The organism is Saccharothrix espanaensis DSM 44229, from assembly GCF_000328705.1.
GTDB lineage: Bacteria > Actinomycetota > Actinomycetes > Mycobacteriales > Pseudonocardiaceae > Actinosynnema > Actinosynnema espanaense.
Window position 1 is genome coordinate 8974723 of the sequence record NC_019673.1, and the last position, 16134, is coordinate 8990856.

11 protein-coding genes are annotated in these 16134 nt (G+C 70.9%); 5 read left to right on the plus strand and 6 right to left on the minus strand.

The features are described 5' to 3' along the window. Positions 1–151: 151 nt before the first annotated feature. Positions 152–655, plus strand: a complete 504-nt coding sequence (locus BN6_RS39555) for a hypothetical protein (RefSeq protein WP_015105491.1) — start codon at positions 152–154, stop codon at positions 653–655. Here the strand turns inward: BN6_RS39555 and BN6_RS49895 are convergent. From BN6_RS49895 to BN6_RS39580, 5 genes are all read right to left on the minus strand, one after another. Further along, entirely contained in the window at positions 652–5523 is a 4872-nt protein-coding gene (locus BN6_RS49895; RefSeq protein ID WP_015105492.1) for a DNA repair ATPase, read from the minus strand. The two genes, BN6_RS39555 and BN6_RS49895, sit on opposite strands and share 4 nt — an antisense overlap. Positions 5524–5561: 38 nt before the next feature. Continuing rightward, on the minus strand, positions 5562–7568 hold the full coding sequence (locus tag BN6_RS39565; protein ID WP_015105493.1) for an SPFH domain-containing protein: 2007 nt from the start codon (positions 7566–7568) through the stop codon (positions 5562–5564). After that, entirely contained in the window at positions 7568–8128 is a 561-nt protein-coding gene (locus BN6_RS39570; protein WP_015105494.1) for a hypothetical protein, read from the minus strand. The genes BN6_RS39565 and BN6_RS39570 overlap by 1 nt, the downstream gene beginning before the upstream one ends. A gap of 90 nt (positions 8129–8218) precedes the next feature. Continuing rightward, positions 8219–9451, minus strand: a complete 1233-nt coding sequence (locus tag BN6_RS39575; protein WP_015105495.1) for a hypothetical protein — start codon at positions 9449–9451, stop codon at positions 8219–8221. Between the two features lie 72 nt (positions 9452–9523). After that, positions 9524–10078: a TetR/AcrR family transcriptional regulator gene (locus BN6_RS39580; protein ID WP_015105496.1), complete on the minus strand. Its 555-nt coding sequence runs from the start codon at positions 10076–10078 to the stop codon at positions 9524–9526. 54 nt (positions 10079–10132) lie between these two features. Here BN6_RS39580 and BN6_RS39585 point away from each other — a divergent pair, with 54 nt between their 5' ends. Then, positions 10133–11146 carry an FAD-dependent monooxygenase gene (locus BN6_RS39585; protein ID WP_015105497.1) on the plus strand — a complete coding sequence of 338 codons (1014 nt, stop codon included), beginning with the start codon at positions 10133–10135 and terminating at the stop codon, positions 11144–11146. A gap of 56 nt (positions 11147–11202) precedes the next feature. Here the strand turns inward: BN6_RS39585 and BN6_RS39590 are convergent, their stop codons facing one another. After that, a complete protein-coding gene (locus BN6_RS39590; RefSeq protein ID WP_041315646.1) occupies positions 11203–12051 on the minus strand; it encodes an exodeoxyribonuclease III in 849 nt (282 codons plus the stop codon). 154 nt (positions 12052–12205) lie between these two features. On the opposite strand from BN6_RS39590, the gene BN6_RS39595 reads away from it, so the two are divergent. The 3 genes from BN6_RS39595 to BN6_RS49900 all read left to right on the plus strand — a co-directional run bounded on the left by BN6_RS39595 (position 12206) and on the right by BN6_RS49900 (position 15988). Then, positions 12206–12655 (plus strand): hypothetical protein, encoded by a 450-nt coding sequence (locus BN6_RS39595; RefSeq protein WP_015105499.1) that lies wholly within the window; start codon positions 12206–12208, stop codon positions 12653–12655. Between the two features lie 103 nt (positions 12656–12758). Next, entirely contained in the window at positions 12759–15518 is a 2760-nt protein-coding gene (locus BN6_RS39600) for a helix-turn-helix transcriptional regulator (RefSeq protein ID WP_041315648.1), read from the plus strand. Then, on the plus strand, positions 15515–15988 hold the full coding sequence (locus BN6_RS49900; protein ID WP_084672979.1) for a DUF4240 domain-containing protein: 474 nt from the start codon (positions 15515–15517) through the stop codon (positions 15986–15988). Before BN6_RS39600 ends, BN6_RS49900 begins: the two co-directional genes overlap by 4 nt. Positions 15989–16134: the final 146 nt, after the last annotated feature.

Genomic DNA, 16134 nt, shown 5'->3' on the forward strand with positions numbered 1-16134 from the left:
ACGGCCTTGTCGGCGGTGCCGCGACCGATCGGCCGGCGAGCCCGCGCCCGCACCGGTTGAGATGGTGGAAACCGCGCCGCGTAACGCCTTCAGCGAGCCGAACGATTCCACGTGACCAACTGGGAGTGCCGTCTGGAGCGGGTGCAACGGGATGAGCAGGGTCGGCCGGATCGCGTTCGCCGGGATCACGGGTGTGCTGGCGACGGCGGCCGTCGTCACACTGGCGATCACGGTGAACGAGCCGCGCCCGGTCGACGTGCGCCGGGTCGACCTGAGCCCGGCGCAGCCGGGTGTGCTCAGCGCTACCTACACGACGAACGTGCCGGTCCTCACGTCACCGCCGCCCGTCCTGGTCGCCCCGCCGCCGCAACAGCCCGTGCCGCCGCCGCGCACCACGACCACCGAGGTGCCCGCCGCGCCGCCGCACACCGCGCCGCCCGAGCAGACCACGACGACGCGGCCGTCGCGCGGCCGTCCCGACTTCGAGGACTGCGACTTCGACCGCCTGCCCGACGGCAGCTGCCTGCCGTGGCGGTTCCCCACCTCGACGCGCGAGATGTGCGCGTGGCTGCGCGCGCACGGCATGCCCCGCATCGAGTTCCGGGACGTGCACGGGCGGCAGGTCGACTTCGACCACCGCATCTGCGACGACTAGCGCTCGGCCAGCCGGTCGATCGCGCCGCCCACGCGGTCCGCGAGCAGCCCGACCGCGCCGACGGCCCGGGTCACCGGGTCGTCGTCCGAGCCGCCGAGCGCGCGGGCCCGCAGGAACCCGGCTTTCACCTCGTCCCACCGCCGGCCCTGCTCGGGGGTGAGCGTGCCGCGCAGTTCGGCCAGCTTCAACAGGTTCGCCTCCGCGCCGGAGGTCAACGTCTGCGCCTCGCCCAGGTAGTGGTCGTCGATGACCGCCATCAGCTCGGCGTCGTTCATCACCGGCACGACCTTCTCCGCGAGCTTGTTCATGTTCCGGTAGGAGCCCTGGAGCTGGAACGGCGGCTCGGTGCGCGAGGCGTCGGACTGCGCGGCCGAGGCGATGTAGGTCTGGTTGTTGGCGAGCACGACTTCCTGCACCCGCACCAGTTTGCGCAGCACGCCGAGCACCTGCTCCAGCTCGACCGGCGTGTACGGGTGGACGAGCCGGTCGGCCCGCACCTGTTCGCCGCGGGCCATCCGGACCAGCAGGTCGATGTCGCCGCGGTCACGGGTGGACAGCGGGGCCAGCACGGCGTTGGAGGTCAGCGCGTTCTCGATGTAGCTCAACGCGAACAGGTCCTCGCGGCCGGACAGCACGTCGCCGAGGTTCCACACGTCGGCCCGGTTGGCGAGCATGTCGGGGATCCGGAACCGCTGCCCGGACTCGGTGTACGGGTTGCCCGCCATGCACACCGCGAACCGCTTGCCGCGCAGGTCGTAGGTGCGGGTCCGACCGTCCCACACGCCTTCCATCCGGCGCTGGGCGTCGCACAGCGAGATGAACTTCTGGAGCAGCTCGGGTGAGGTGTGCTGGATGTCGTCCAGGTACAGCAGCACGTTGTTGCCGCTCTCCAGCGCGAACGAGATCTTCTCCACCTCCTGGCGGGCGGTGGCGTTGGGCGCGTCCGCCGGGTCGACGCTGATGACGTCGTGGCCCAGCGACGGGCCGTTGACCTTCACGAACACCAGGCCCAGGCGGTTGGCGACGTACTCCACCAGGGTCGTCTTGCCGTAGCCGGGCGGGGAGATGAGCAGCAGCAGGCCCATCTGGTCGGTGCGCTTCGCGTCGCCGGCCGCACCGAGCTGCTTGGCCAGGTTGTCGCCGATCAGCGGCAGGTAGACCTCGTCCAGCAGCCGGTTGCGGACGAACGCGCTCATCACCTTGGGCTGGTACTCGTCCAGCCGCAGCCTGCGCTTCTCGGCGGCCACCAGCTCGTTGCGCAGCCGCTGGTAGTCGCGGTACGCGGGCACCCGCTCGGTCCGGAACCGCCGGGTGCGGGTCAGCACCTCGTCCAGCCGCAGCAGCAGCGACCGCCCGGTGATCCGGGGGTGGGCGCCCAGCAGTCCGTCTACAGTGGACTCCAGCTGCGCGGAGGACTCGTAGCGCGGCAGGTCGCGGCACAGCTCCAGGGCGATCGCCTCGGGCAGGTCGGGCTCCGCCCGGCCGCCCAGGAACGCCTCGTACCAGCCCTCGACCAGCGCCTTGCGGTCGTCGAGGTCCGGGAACGCGCGCAGGTCGTCCTCGAAGTCCTTGCGGTTGCCCAGCCCGCGGTGAAACTCGTCGGCCAGCGCCCGTGCGGCGGCGCTGGTGACGAACCCGGGCGGTGTGGCGCACAGCTCCTCGAACAGGTACTCCCCGGCCAGCGGATCCCCGGCCCGCTCGGCCAGTTCGGCGCACAGCTCGTCGATCGCCCCGGTGTGGCCGAAGATCGTGCGGGCCCGGCCCAGCGACACGGCCCTCCGCGTCCACCGGGTGCGGTCGTCCTCGTCGGCGCGCGCCCACAACACCTGCGCGGCGGCCCGCGCGGACGGCGGGAAGCGCAGCAGTCCCGCGCCGGCGTGCAGGCGCAGCAACGCGTCCAGGATCTTGGCGGCGTCGTGGTCGTGCACGCCGCGTTCGTAGCCCTCGTCCAGCCGGGTTTCCGCGACCCCGCGGACCACGTCGAGCAGCCGGCCGTCGGTGGCGGCGGCGTGCAGGCCGTCCACCGGCTGCTCGGCCAGCACCGCCGCGGCCAGGTGCTCGGCCCGGTACACCTCGGCGGTCTCGGACACCACGAGCTGGTCCCAGAACGGCCGGGTGGCGGCGAACCGCTCGTCGCGGACCGGCGCGCGGAAGTCGGTGCCGGTGACGGCGAAGGACAGGCCGCCGTCCTTGGGCACCAGGGTGAGGTCCAGCGGCTGGCTGTTGACCGCGAACCGGTGCCGGCCCAGCCGGATCGTGTCGCCGTCGAACAGGTCCAGCCGGTCGCGCAGCGCGCGGCCCGCCTCCTGCCGCGCGGCCAGCACCCGCCCGGCCAGCTCCTCGGCCCGCACCTGGTCGCCGAGCTCGCGCAGCTCGTCGGCGACCGCCCGGATCCGGGTCACCATCGGGTCGGTGGCGAAGTAGGTGTTGACCTCGTCCAGCGAGGCCAGTGACGCGACCCGGCGCACGACGCTGCCCAGGATCCGGTCGGCGGACGCGGCCAGTCGGTCCGCGCGCCGCGCCCGGTCGTCCAGCAGCGCCTGCTTGCGCGAGGAGAACGCCTCGTAGACGTCGGTGCGCTTGGTGCCCAGGCGGGTCAGGAAGTCGTCGAACTCGCCGAACCGGGATTCGAGGTTCTCCAGTTGCAGCAGCAGCTTGCCGAGCTGCTCGTCGCAGCGCTGCGGGGTGTCGGCGACGGCGAGCGCGCCGGTGACGGCCTGGCCGAGCAGCGCGAACTCGGCGGCGAACTCGGCACGTCCCTCCGTGGCCGCGAGGTCGCGCCGCCGACCGTCCACAGTGGCCCGTGCCCGGTTCAGGCCGCCGAGCACCTCGCCGATGCGCTCCAGGATCGACGTGCGCACGGTGGCGTCCGCGATGTCCAGCGAGCCGACGACCTCGGTCAGCACCTCCAGGCCCTGCCGGCGGTCGGCCAGCTCCTCGGTGACCGGGGCCGCCTCGGCGACCGTGCGGATCGCCTCCGCCTTGCCCATCAGGGCCTCGACCTGCTCGTGGAAACCGGCGAACGCGTCGTCGCGGCGCAGGTGCTCCACCGCGCGCTGCGCCGACGAGCCCAGCTCCTCCGACAACGTCGCCACCAGCGCGTCGATCCGGTCCAGGTCGACGTACCGCATCTCCCGCAAGGTGACCAGGTGCCCCTGCGCGGCCCGCAGGTCCGCCAACTGGCGCACCCACGCCTGCGCGCCGCCGGGCACCTCGCCGCGGGCGTGCCGGATCAGCGCCGCGACGTCGGCGTCCGCCTCGGCCAGCGCGGCGGCCGCCTGGTCGGTCAGCGCCTGCACCGTCTCGAACTCGTCGAGCACCTGCTCGGCGGTCGCCCGCACCTCGGTCAACGGGGTGCGCAGGTCGCCCAGGTCCGCCTCGCCCAGCCAGTGGTAGGCGTCGAACACCCTGGTGCAGGAGGCGATCAGGTCCTCGAACACCGGCGCGGACGCAGTCATCTCGCCGACCACCCGGGACACCGACAGGCAGTCGGAGATGCCGCGCACCAGGTCGGCGTTGCCGATCCGTTCCAGCGGACCGGTGCCCACCGGCTGGGCGGCGGCGTAGGTGTCGGACAGGTACGGCGTCTGCCAGACCTGCATCGGGTGCACGCGGGTCGGCTCGTCGTCCTCGGCGCGGAACACGACCATCGTGCCGTCGTCGAACAGCGAGTACCCGTGGCAGGACAGCGGGGTGGAGACTTCCTTGCGGATCACGTTGTAGGGCAGCAGGAGTGAACGGCCCTCGCGACGGGCGTGGAAGACGTAGAGCACGTCCTCGCCGTTGGTCGACCGGATGACCCGCTCGAACTCCAGCTCGTCCACGGCCGTGTCGAACGTCTTGCTGACGCCCGTGGCCAGGTAGTAGCCGCCCGGGAAGATCAGGCCCTGGTCCTCGGGGAGCCGCTGGCACGCCTGGCCGATGCCGTCCAGCCGCACGATGGTCTTGGTGCGGGTGTTGAACACCAGGTGCCGCCACGCGGTCTCGTTGTACGGGCGGATCCGCAGCAGTACCTGCGTGCCCACCCGCGCGTACTCGACGTCCGCGTCGGCCAGCGACTGCAACGGCTCGTCCACCGGTTCGCGGTAGATGCCCTCGCCGGTCTCGGTGTTGTTCTCCACCTTGATGGTGAGGTCGCCGCCGACCGTCTCCACGAAGACCTCGTCCTCGATGGAGATGTGCGGGTGGCGGCCCAGCACGTGGTGCTCGCGCGCGGTCGGCGTCCACTCGAAGTCGTGCGAGGGCGGGAAGACGTGGTCCCGCTCGCCCCGGTTGTCCAGGTACTTGACCGTGCCGTCGAGGCCGATCTGCCAGCGCAGCACCTTCGTGTCGCCGATCCGCGCGCCCGTCTGGAACACCGCGAGCAGCCTGCCCTCGACCCGGCGCAGCTGCACCAGCCTGGTGTCCCGGTAGTACCGGTACAGCTCGGCGAAGTCGCGCTGGAACTGCGGGTCGCGCAGCAGACCGGGCAGCTCGTCGTGGGCGTCCTCGAACCGGAACGCGTCACCGTCGCGGGTGAAGCGGTGCAGCGAGAACACGTCGTCGACCGTGGTCTCCGGCTTGAGGCCGATGAACACGTTGTAGCCGAACAACATCAGCCCGGACACCGCCGTGCCGTGCTCGTCCGCGGCGGACACCGACACGCAGTCGCGCGGCACGCAGTTGTTCCCGGTGCGGATCCGTTCGGTGCCCAGCAGCGTCAGCTCGGCGCTGCCGAACACCTCCAGCCGGCGCGCGTTCAACGCCTCCGCCCGGCGGGCGAGCCCGGCCGCCTGCTCGGCGAGCCGGGCCTTCAGCACCTCGTAGGTGCCCGCGTCCAGCGACGCGGACCCTGGAGCAGACCCTGGAGCAGACCCTGAAGCAGGCACTGTCGCGGACACCTCCGAAGCCGCCGCCACGGGAGGCGTCACGACTGGGCGGCCAGCGCGGCCACCGGCCGTTCGGCGACACCGAGCCGCTGCGCGGCGGCCAGCAGTTCACGCAGCTTGCCCTCGTCCGGGCCGCCCGCGTTGATCAGCTTGAGCAGCACCGCGGACACCGTGAGGTTCTTCAGGTCACCGGTGCCGAACGACCCGAGGATCTTGCCGATGTCCTGGGTGAAGTCCGAGGTTCCGTTGAGCCACGAGCCGCCCAGGGTCTTGGCGACCTCGGAGTGGTCCACGAACCCGTCGAGGCTCTTGCCGACCGAGATCGCGCCCACCACCCGGTCGAAGAACATGCTGTCCCCGCCCACGATGTCGATGTCGGCCTTCTCCAGACCCGCCGCGAGCACCTTGGCCTGCGACTCCGCGACCTGGCGCTGCACGTCGATGTCGGCCAGCCGGATCTCCTTCTCGGCCTCCAGCCGCAGCCGGTACTCCTCGTGCTCGCGGGTCGCGCCGTCCAGCGCGGCCATCGCGTTCGCCTTGTCGGCGAGACCTTCCGCCTCGCCCTTGAGCTTCTCGCGGATCGCCTCGGCGACCACCAGCGCCTTCTCCCGCTCCACCACGGCCTCGGCGCGGCCGATCTTCTCGATCGCCTCCGCGTCGCGCTCGCGCACCTGCACGTCGGCCAGGCCCGACGCGGCGGCCTCGGCCTGCTTGCCCTCGGCCAGCCGGATCATGGCGCGGGTGTCGAGCTCGGCGGCCTGCTGCCGGGCCTCGGCGAGCAGGAGCTCCTCGCGGGCCTTGAACTTCGCCGCCGCCTCGGCCGCCTCGGCCGCCTTGATGTCCTTGACCAGGTGCTCCTGCGCCTCGGCCTCGGCCTGGATGACCAGGGTCTGGCGCAGCCGCTCGGCCTCCTCGACCGCGCGCAGCCGCTTGATGTTCTCCTCCTGCTCGGCCACGGTCCTGTCCACCGCGATCCGCTCCCGGATCACCTCGGCGATGGCCCGCTTCTCGCCCTCGACCTCCTTGTCCTTGGAGATCCGGGACAGCTCGGTCTCCCGCTCGCGGCCGATGACCTCCAGCTGGCGGTCCTTCTCGATGCGCTCGGTCTCGATCGCGATCACCCGCTCGCGGTTCTTCTCCGCCACGGCGATCTCGCGCGTCTTGTTCTCGTGCTGGATGCCGACCTGCTCGTCGGTGCGGATGTTCGCGGCGGTGGCCTTGAGCCGCTCCTCGGCCTGCACCTTGGAGATCTCGGCCTCCTCGCGGGCCCGCATGGTCTCCACCTCGCGCTTCTGCTTGATCTCCGCGTCCGCCTGGCGGCGCTCGAGTTCGAGGATGGTTTCCCGCGCCTCCACGTTCTGGCGGGTGATCTCCTTCTCCTCGCCGCGCTGGAACTCGTTGGTGCGCACGTGCTCGATGGCGGTCAGCTCGGTGATCTTGCGGATGCCCTGCGCGTCCAGGATGTTCGACGGGTTGAGCTGCGCCATCGGCGTCTGCTCCAGGAAGTCGATGGCCGCGTCTTCCAGGCTGTAGCCGTTCAGGTCGGTGCCGATGACGGCGATGATCTGGTCGCGGAACTCGTTGCGCTTGGTGTAGAGGTCGACGAAGTCGAGCTGCTTGCCCACCGTCTTGAGCGCCTCGGAGAACTTGGCGTTGAACAGCTCCTGGAGGGTCGCCTCGTCGGAGGCGCGCGCGGTGCCGATCGCCTGCGCGACCTTGATGACGTCCTCGACGGTCTTGTTCACCCGCACGAAGAACGTGATCCGGATGTCGGCCCGGATGTTGTCCCGGCAGATCAGGCCCTCGGTGCCGGCCCGGCGGATCTCGATCGTCTTCACCGAGATGTCCATGATCTCGGCCCGGTGCAGCACCGGCAGCACGATCGCGCCGGTGAACGTCACGTCCACCTTGCGCACCTTGGAGATGATCAGCGCCTTGCCCTGCTCGATCTTGCGGAACAGCCGGCTGATCATGAACAGCAGCGCGACGACCACGACGAGGGCGACGGCGACCAGAATGCCGAACCCGGTGGTGATGACGTCCATCAGTGCTCCCCCAACGGATAGGTGGGTATCGGGGCGACCCAGAAGAACTCGCCGTCCTGGTCGTAGTCGAAGATCAGCGCGGTGACGCCCGCGGTCAGCGGGTCCTGCCCGGCCTGGCGGACCTGCACGATCGCCGACGAACCGTCGTCGGCGGTCACCTCGGCCTGGCCGAAGCTCGCGGTCACCGTGCCGGTGCGGATCACGCACACCTTGCCGACGAAGTCGTTGCGCGACGCGGATTCGACCGTGGGGTAGAGGTGCCGCAACGGGATCACGGCCAGCCGCGCGACGAGGTAGCCCACCGCGAGCGACCCGGCGAGGATCGCGATGTCGAAGCCGTCGACCAGGGTCGTGCCCGCCAGGCACGCGAACCACGCCACCGGCACCAGCAGGGAGACCACCACGCTGGTCGGCACGCCGCCCAGCCCGTAGGCGAGTTCGACCCCGCCGTCCAGGTCGACCCCGAACGCGGCCAAGAGCCAGAACAGCACCACGACGACGAGCGGGATCGAAAGGACGACGGTCGGGAAGGCGAGCGCGGCCGCGAAGAAGTCCCCCATGCACCCCCCTCTTGTCGCCGGGGACATTAACCCGTTAACTGCGGCTCCGACCGCGGAATGACGGAACGCGGTGGGTCGACTACGCAACCGTCATGAGGGGGTGTTTCCGTGCAGGAGCAGTCCCGACACCCTGGTGTCCGGGTTCCCGGCGAAGCTGACGACCGCGCCCGACTCGTGCGGCATGGACCGGATGCTCAGTCCGGCGAAGCCCTCCTCGGTGACGAACCACCCCCAGTTCGTGAGCCACGGGCGTTCGTCGCCGGGCACGACGTCCAGCGTCGGCCGCACCCGTTCCTGCACCACGTACGGCGCGCCGCGGGTGTCGTCGAGCAGCGCCCGCCACTGCCCGTCGTCGAGCAGCCAGCCGGCGTGCACGCCGGTGCCGGCGAACTCGTCAGACGCCTTGAGGATCAGGGTTTCGCGGTGTTCGCGCAGGTGGTCGAGCGGCACGTCGGCGGCGTAGCGGGTCCACGGCAGCAGCCGGTCGACCAACGCCAGTTCGTCCGGCTCGAACCGGTCGCGGTGCAGCGACAGCAGGGCGAGCGTGGCCTTGTTGCCGTACAGGTAGTTCTCCAGCGGCGTGCACACCTCGGTCTTGGTGGCTTTGAGGAACTCGTCCGCCTTTCCGACCGCTTGACGCGGTGAGAAGAACCGGACCACGGCGTCGAGCCGGGTGCCGTCCAAGTAGAGGTGGCCGTTGCGCTCGCTGATGTTCTCCAATTCGCCCAGGAGGACGTCCACGCCGAGCCGCGCGCACGATTCCTGGAGCGAGGCGAACCCCTTCTCGAACTTCCGCAGCATTCCGCCGGCTTCGAGGAACGCGACCGTACCGGAACCGGTGAGGCGCAACAGTTCCCGCACCGGGTGCACGTACGACAGGTCGTGCTCGCGGGCGAACCCCTGGAACAGCGGCACTTCGAGGGTCGCGCGGGAGATGTCGCCGAAGTCCCGGTTGCCGAGCTGGCTGCCGGAGTTGAGCTCCAGCAACCGGAACTCGTCGCCGACCCGGTAGAGGTCGGCCCGGCCGTGCAGCGCGGGCCGCTGCGCGGACATCAGCGCCACCTGCTCCGGCGGCACGCCCAGAGCGTCGGCGAACCGCGCGAGGCTGCCGTCGAAAAGCCTGTCCGGCAACGAGGTCAGCAGGTCGTAGAACGCCCGGATGTCGGCGGCGACCGTGTCGGCGGTGGTCCGGTCCAGGAAGAACGGGCGCGGCACCAGCCGGTGGCCGTAGTAGGCGTGCAGCGCCGGCGGCAGGTCCAGCCGCGCCATCACCCCGTGCAGGCTCTCGTCGGAGAGGAACGCCTGCGTCACGTGATCGATCACGACAGCTCCCTAGGACTGGTCGCCGCACATGATGTCGAAACCGCCGGCCGGGCACGCTGCGGAACCCCGCTGTCAGCCGTTCGGCGGCGGGAAGACCCCGCGCAGCACGGTCCGCACGGCGTCGGCGGGCGCGAAGTCGGGTTGCGGGTTGGCGAGCTGGTTGGTCAGCAGCCCGTCGATCACGGCGAGGAGCAGCCGCAGGTCCCGGACCGGGTCGTCGGAGCCGAGCGCGGCGAACAGCGGTGCCGCCCACTCCGCGATCCGCCCGTGCGCCTCGGCGATCCGGGCGCGGAGTTCCGGCCGCACGCTCGCCTCCACGAACACGGCGTGCCGCGCCAGCGTGATCAGCCGTTCCCGGGCCAGCTCGTCCACCAGCCGGCCCACGGCGACGGCCAGCGCCTCCGGCGTCGACACGTCGTCGGCGAGCCGGCCCCACAGCCGCGCCTCCAGCTCCAGCAACCGGCCCACCACGCCGTCGACCAGCGCGTCCCGCGTGCGGAAGTGGTTGGAGGTCGAGCCCTGCGGCAGTCCGGCGGCGGCGTCCACGGCCCGGTGGGTGAGGCCGCGCGGCCCGGCCGTGCCCAGCACCCGGATGGCCGCGTCGAGCACCTGCTCCCGCCTCGTCACGTCGTGACACTACACCCGTAGTGCCGGGCACTACATCTGTAGTACGGTCGGGGCATGAGAGCAGCAGTGATCGGCGGTGGGATCGGCGGCCTGACCGCCGCCATCGGCCTGCGCCGGATCGGCTGGGAGGTCACCGTCTTCGAGCGCGCGGACGGCCTCCCGACCACCGGCACCGGCCTCGGGATCTGGCGCGACGCCCTGGCCGCGCTGGACCGGATCGGCCTGGGCGACACCGTCCGCCGCGCCGGCCGCCCGCAACCGGACGGCTACCTGCGCAAACCGGACGGCACGCGGATCGGTGCCCTGCGCGCGGACGTCCACCTCGTGACCCGCCCCGCGCTGCTGGCCGCGCTGGCCGCCGCCCTGCCCGCCGGGACGGTCCGGTACGGCGCGCAGGCCCCGCCGGACCTCGACCACGACCTGGTCATCGGCGCGGACGGCATCAACAGCGCCACGCGGCGGGCGTTGTTCGGGGTGGACGTCCGGCGGTCCGGCGCGATCGGCTGGCGCGGCACCGTCGACCTGCCGGTCGAGGTCGGCGGCGAGACGTGGGGCCGAGGCGTGAAGTTCGGCCTCACCCCGCAGGCCGACGGCCGGACCAACTGGTACGCCATGACCGGCCCGGACGCCGACCTGGAGAGCACCTTCGGCACGTGGCACGACCCGATCCCGCAGGTCCTCGCGGCGTCGACCGACGTCCTGCGGCACTCGCTGGACTACCTGCCCCCGCTGCCGGCGTACTTCCGCGGCAACACCGTCCTGATCGGCGACGCCGCCCACGCGATGACACCCGACCTGGGCCAGGGCGCGTGCCAGGCGATGATCGACGCGGTGACCCTCGCCGACTGCCTGGCCACGACGCCCGACGACGCCCTCCGTGCCTACGACACGGCACGGCGCAAGCGGACCCAGCGCATGGCCAAGCAGTCCCTGACCCTCAACCGCCTGGCCCGTACCCGCCGCCTCACCGGCGTCCGCGACACCCTTCTGAAGACCGCCCTGGCCCTCGCGCCCAAACCCCGTGACAACTGGAGCGCCGACCTGGAACGCGACGAACTGGCCGGCTAACTCTGGGTCGGCCGGCTCTGGATCGGCTGGCTCTGGGTCGGCTAGCTCTGGGTCCGCTAGCTCTGGGGCAGCTTCACCGTCCGACGCGTCCGTGGTGCCGACGGCGGCGGCACCACGGGCCCGATGTCCCCGTCCGGCGCGGTGTCGAGATCCACGATCACCGGCGCGTGATCACTGGGCCCGGTCCCCTTGCGCGCCTTCCGATCCACCCACGCCGCCGCCACCCGCCCGGCCACCGCGTCCGAGGCCAGCACCAGGTCGATCCGCATCCCGAGATCCTGGTGGAACATCCCCGCGCGGTAGTCCCAGTACGTGAAGACCCGCTCCTCCGGCCACCGCTCGCGGACGACGTCGCGAAGCCCCAACGCTTCCACGGCAGCCCTTTCAGGCGCGGTGACGTGCGTGTGCCCCACGTAAGCGGCCGGGTCGAACACATCGGCGTCAGCGGGCGCGACGTTCACGTCCCCGCACACCAACACATTGTCCCCGTCCCCCTTCACCACCTCGCGCAACGCCTCCAGCCAAGCGAGCTTGTACCGGTAGTGGTCCGAATCCGGCTCACGCCCATTGGGCACGTACACGGAGTAGACCCGAACCCCGCCACACGTGGCCGCCACAGCCCGCGCCTCCGGGTGCGGAAACCCAGGCGCCCCAGCCACCCCGGTCACCACGTCCGCCAACCCGACCCGGGAGAGCAACGCGACCCCGTTCCACCGCGACTCGCCACAAGCCGCAACCTGGTACCCGCGTTCGGCGAGGGGCGCGGCCAACAGGGCGTCGAACGCGTCGTCGGTCAACTTCGTCTCCTGAAGGCAGACGACATCAGGAGCCCGCTCATCCAGCCAAGGCAACAACCGAGGCAACCGCTGCTTGACCGAGTTGACGTTCCAAGTAGCCACCCTCATCGCTCCACGGTAGCCCCGGACGACCCACCCCCGCCCGGCCGGCATACCGTGTGCACCAGTACCGCGACCGATGCGGGTACTGATTGCCGCGCTCGTAGGTTCGCTCCGCAACGCCGTCGCGTCCGCGGCGGATCCCGAGAGGAGTGGCTGCGAGATGAGCGAGAACACGAACCCGGTCCCGGACGCCGAACTGGCCGCGTTGGACCGCATGGTCGGCACGTGGAAGGTCACCGGCGGCGCGGAGGGCACCGTCACCTACCGCTGGCTGGAAGGCGGCCACTTCCTGGTCCAGGACATCGACCTGGAGCAGTACGGCGAGCGGATCCTGGGCATGGAGGTCATCGGCCGGGAGCGACCGTTCGGCGCCGAGCAGGCCAGTGTGGACATCAAGAGCCGGTACTACGGCCACAAGGGCGACACGCTGGACTACGTGTACGAGCTGGAGGGCGACGTCCTCACCATCTGGGGCGGGGAGAAGGGATCGCCCGCGTACATGCGGTCGACGTTCAACGAGACCGGCGACGTCCTGTCCGGTGCCTGGGTCTACCCGGGCGGAGGCGGCTACGAGACCACGAGCACGCGCATCACGCCCGCGGACCGCTGACCCCACCGCACAGTGTCGGACCTGCGTGACCACTGATCGGGTGGACCGCCCCGCCCGATCGAACACACAGGTCCGACACCGTGCGGGTTGTTACTCTGCACGGGTGATTTTCGGGCGGTCGGCCGAACGAGCCCGGATCGACGGCCTGCTGGCCGACGCCCGCCGAGGGGCCGGCGGGGCGCTGGTGATCCGGGGCGAGGCGGGGATCGGCAAGACCGCGCTGCTCGACCACGCCGCCGACGCCGGACTCCGGGTGCTGCGCGGCGTGGGGATCGAGTCCGAGGTCGAGGTGCCGTTCGCCGGCCTGCACCTGCTGCTGCACCCGTACCTGGACCACCTCGACGCGCTCCCGGGCCCGCAGGGCAACGCGCTGCGAGCCGCGTTCGGGCTGGTCGACAGCGAGACCGTCGAACGGTTCCTGATCGGTGCCGCCACCCTGTCGCTGCTGTCCGAACTGGCCGGCGACGGCCCGGTGTTGTGCCTGGTCGACGACGCCCAGTGGTTCGACCAGGCGTCCGCCGACGCGCTGCTGTTCGCCGCCCGGCGGCTGCGGCAGGAGCCGGTGGCCGTGCTGTTCGCCGTGCGTGACGGGTCCGCGCACTTCCCCGCGGAGGGCATCGACACGGTCGTGCTGCCGGCGTTGGACCGTGACAGCGCGATCGCCATGCTCAACGAGCGCGCGGGCGGCCTCGCCGACCCGACCAGGGCCCGCGTGCTGGCCGAGGCGAGGGGCAACCCGCTGGCCATCATCGAGTTCACCGCCGCGCTCACCGACCGTCAGCACGGCGGGTGGTCACTGCCCGTCGAACCGCTCCCCGTCGCCAAGCAGGTCCAGGACGCCTTCCGGGCCCGCATCGACGAACTGCCCCCGCCGACCAGGCACCTGCTGCTGCTGGCCGCGGCCGACGACACCGCCGACCTCGCGGTGCTCCTGCGCGCCGCCGAACGGCTCGGTCTGACGGCGGCCGACCTGGAACCGGCGGAGAACGCCCACCTGCTCGAACTGTCCGCGCACACCGTCACGTTCCGGCACCCGCTGATCCGGGCCGCCGCCCACCAAGGCGCGCCGCGCGCCCTGCGCCTGGCCGCGCACCAGGCGCTCGCCGACACCCTGACCGGCGACCAGTACGCCGACCGCCGTGCCTGGCACCTGGCCGCCGCGACCACGGCCCCGGACGAGGAGGTCGCGAACGCACTCGAACAAGCGGCCCGACGTGCGGGCCAACGAGGCGGGCAGGCCGCCGTGGCGAACGCGCTGGACCGTGCCGCCCAACTCAGCACCGACCCCGTCCTGCGCGCGCGCCGTCAGGTGGGTGCGGCGAGAGCCGCGTACGACGTGAGCCGCCTCGACCGTGCCGCCGAACTCGCCGCCGCGGCGGCGGACGTCACCACCGACGAGTCGCTGCTGGCGGAGGCAGCGTGGATCCAGGCGCAGGTCGCGTACGAACGTGACACCCCGGCCACCGCCGCCGCCCTGATGCTGGCCGGCACGGCCCCCATCGTCGGTTCCCACCCAGAACAGGCCGTGTCGATCCTGACCGACGCCATCGGCTGCGCCAAGGACGCCGGCGCCCACGACCTGATCCACCAAGCCGCCCACCTGCTAGCAACCGTGTCACTACCCCAGAACTCCCCCCTGCACCCAGTAGTAACCGGCATGATCGGCCTGAACACCCACCTAACCCCCACCTCTTCGTCCTCCCCCACCCTGTCGCCCTCCTCCTCCGGAATCACCCCCTCCTCCGGAATCTCCGACATGCGACGCCTGATCAGCGCCACCCAACAGGGCCAGATCACCGGCTTGGTGGAACGAGTGCTGGCCGGCTACCTGGCCCTGATCACGGCCGACGACGAGACAGCGCTGGGAATCCTGACCGCCCTGGCCGCCGACGCACGCCGGCAAGGCGCACTGGCCTGGCTCCCGTACGCACAGGAACCCCTCGCCATCGCCCAACTGCTCCAAGGCCGATTCCGCGACGCGGGCACCACCGCGGCCGAAGCGCAGGCCGTGTCCATTGACCTGGGCCAGGAAACGCAGGCGCTGATCATGAACGCCATCCCGGCCTGGCTGGCAGCGGTAGCCGACGACGAGGCCACCTGCCGTGCCCACGCCGAACCCATCCTCCGCAACGAGGCCAAACACCCCACCAACGCCGCACTGGCCACGTGGGCCCTGGGCCTACTGGTACTAGGCCAAGGCCACTTCGAGGTGGCGACCGAAATCCTCGACACGGTGTGCACAGGCCCCGCCCGCCAAGACTTCCTGATCCGAGCCATCCCAGACCACGTAGAAGCAGCAGTACGCAGCGGCAACCTTCCGCATGCCGCCCACCACCTACCCGCCCTGGACACCTGGGCAGACCAAACAGGCCAACCACACGCAGCCGCCCTGTCCCACCGCTGCCACGCCCTACTGGCGACCGGCCCCACCGCCCGTCACCACTACGAAACAGCGCTACGCCTGCACCACAACACAAACCACCCGTACGACCAGGCTCGGACGGCACTCCTATTCGGCTCATGGCTACGCCGCCAACGCCACCGAACCGAAGCGCACACCCACCTGGCGAACGCACTAGCCGATTTCGAACACCTGGAAGCCCACGCCTGGGCCGCAAGATCAAGGGCGGAACTGGCCACCCTGGGCACCCGCCCAACAGCCCGAATCCAAGCGCAAGACCCCGCAGCCCGCCTTACCCCCCAGGAACTCCAAGTAGCCCGCCTGGCAGCCGACGGCCTGAGCAACAGGGACATAGCAGCCCAACTCTTCCTGAGCCCCCGAACCGTAGGCCACCACCTCTACCGCACCTACCCGAAACTCGGCATAACCAAGCGAACCGAACTGACCCAGTTCACCCTCTGACCAACCCCACCCAGCACCCAAGCCAAAGCCACACCCCACCAGCGTCACCAGAAACAACAACTAGCGGCAACGAGGTACCCAGAGTAACTGAGGACGACTTCGACCAAGCGGACGTCGACCGATTCTGGCGCACCGTCGACGCCGCCGGACGGGACCGGAAGCGCCTGCACGCTGCTCTGATGTCGATGCCCAAGGAAGAAGTCCACCAGTTCCAGGACATCTTCATCGAGATGGCGGTGGAACTACGCGGCGAGCCGTACACGTCCCACGTCGCGCCCGACGAGTCCGAAGACGACATCGAAGACTCCTCCAACTGGGTGGTAAGCCAGGGCCGCGAGCAGTACGAGACGGTGCTCGCCGACCCCAGCCTGATGCCCGCCCAAGTCGAGGTGGACGATCCGACGATCCTCTTCCCGGTCGCCTTCGACGTCTACTGGCAGCGCTTCGGCGAGCAACTCGACGTGATGTGACCCAGCGGGTGATGCCGCGACCGGCTCAGCGAGCCGTCGATGACCCAGGACGTCTACATGGGGCGGCGCTCGCCTAGCCGCGCTGGTGCGGACGCGCTGGACACCGTGATCAGCAGAGACGCTGCGAAAAACGGGGACAACCCGGG